Origin of the sequence: Klebsiella sp. K47 (genome assembly GCF_051858335.1) — a bacterium.
GTDB classification, from domain to species: domain Bacteria; phylum Pseudomonadota; class Gammaproteobacteria; order Enterobacterales; family Enterobacteriaceae; genus Klebsiella; species Klebsiella pneumoniae.
In genome coordinates this window covers 1-1,037 of sequence record NZ_JBPYUI010000079.1, presented here as the reverse complement: position 1 = coordinate 1,037, position 1,037 = coordinate 1, and the positions used below count along the sequence as shown (strand labels likewise).

At 54.8% G+C, this 1,037-nt stretch carries 1 protein-coding gene; it reads right to left on the bottom strand.

Annotated features, from left to right (window positions below; translation table 11 throughout):
* Positions 1-1,037, bottom strand: a 1,037-nt coding sequence (gene tuf / locus RRF55_RS27115; RefSeq protein ID WP_020316953.1) for an elongation factor Tu, incomplete at both ends; no start/stop codon positions are given.

The window sequence follows — 1,037 nt, the reverse complement described above, 5'->3', positions numbered from 1 at the left end:
CCGCCTTCACGGATTGCGAAACGCAGACCGTCGTCCATCGCGATCGGGTGGATCAGGGTAACAACCATTTTGATGTTGTCGCCCGGCATTACCATCTCTACGCCTTCCGGCAGTTCGATGGTGCCAGTCACGTCAGTAGTACGGAAGTAGAACTGCGGACGGTAGCCTTTGAAGAACGGAGTGTGACGGCCGCCTTCATCTTTGGACAGGATGTACACTTCAGATTCGAACTTGGTGTGCGGGTTGATGGTGCCCGGCTTAGCCAGTACCTGACCACGTTCGATTTCTTCACGTTTGATACCACGCAGCAGAACACCTACGTTCTCACCAGCACGGCCTTCGTCCAGCAGTTTGCGGAACATTTCAACGCCAGTACAGGTGGTTTTCGCGGTTTCTTTGATACCAACGATTTCAACTTCTTCACCTACTTTGATGATACCGCGCTCTACACGACCGGTAACAACGGTACCACGACCAGAGATGGAGAATACGTCTTCGATCGGCAGCAGGAACGGCTTGTCAATCGCACGCTCTGGTTCCGGGATATAGGTATCCAGGTGGCCAGCCAGTTCGATGATTTTCGCTTCCCACTCTGCGTCGCCTTCCAGCGCTTTCAGAGCAGAACCACGAACGATCGGGGTGTCGTCGCCCGGGAAATCGTACTGAGACAGCAGTTCACGAACTTCCATCTCAACCAGTTCCAGCAGCTCTTCGTCATCAACCATGTCGCATTTGTTCAGGAACACGATGATGTACGGAACGCCTACCTGACGACCCAGCAGGATGTGCTCACGAGTCTGCGGCATCGGGCCGTCAGTCGCAGCAACAACCAGGATCGCGCCGTCCATCTGCGCAGCACCGGTGATCATGTTTTTAACATAGTCGGCGTGGCCCGGGCAGTCTACGTGCGCGTAGTGGCGAGTCGGGGTGTCATATTCAACGTGAGAGGTGTTGATGGTGATACCACGAGCTTTTTCTTCCGGCGCGTTATCGATCTGGTCGAATGCGCGAGCGGAACCACCGTAGGTTTTAGCCAG